Here is a 571-nt window from a genome sequence, read left to right on the forward strand (position 1 = left end):
GGTCAAGACGGATCCGGAGCCCGCGGCGCCGATTTTCTTCAGCGCCCCGGCGATCCCGGATGGCTCGCGGGTAAAGCGCACCGCCGAGGCATCGGCCAGGAATTCGCGTTGACGCGAGACCGACGCCTGAATCAGGCGACCGAAGAAAAGTCCGACATAACCGACCGCGACCAGCGCCAGGCCGATCGCCAGGACACCCCGCCCATCGCGGCGCGCCGACAGCCGAGCCGAACTCAGCAGGAAACGCCCCAGCAACGCCAGCACCAGGATGCCGAACAGAACCCCCATCAGCCGAATGTTCAGCCGCATGTCGCCATTGAGGATATGCCCGAACTCATGGGCGATGACGCCTTGCAGCTCGGCCCGGCTCAGGGTCTCCAGCGCGCCCTGGGTCACCGCGACCGCCGCGTCGGCGGGCGTGTAACCGGCCGCGAAGGCATTGATCCCGGCCTCCTGCTCAAGCAGGTAGATCTCCGGCACCGGCACGCCCGAGGCGATCGCCATTTCCTCCACCACATGGCGCAGCCGTCGACGCAACGGATCCGTGGTATCCGGGGTCACCAGCGTACCG

1 protein-coding gene is annotated in these 571 nt (G+C 67.4%); it reads right to left on the bottom strand.

The window, feature by feature from the left end; translation table 11 throughout:
* Window positions 1–571: M48 family metalloprotease (locus CLD20_RS20000; RefSeq protein WP_224408438.1), on the bottom strand; the 571-nt coding region annotated here is incomplete at both ends.

The sequence above is a fragment of the Afifella sp. IM 167 genome, assembly GCF_020144925.1.
Taxonomy (GTDB): domain Bacteria; phylum Pseudomonadota; class Alphaproteobacteria; order Rhizobiales; family Afifellaceae; genus Afifella.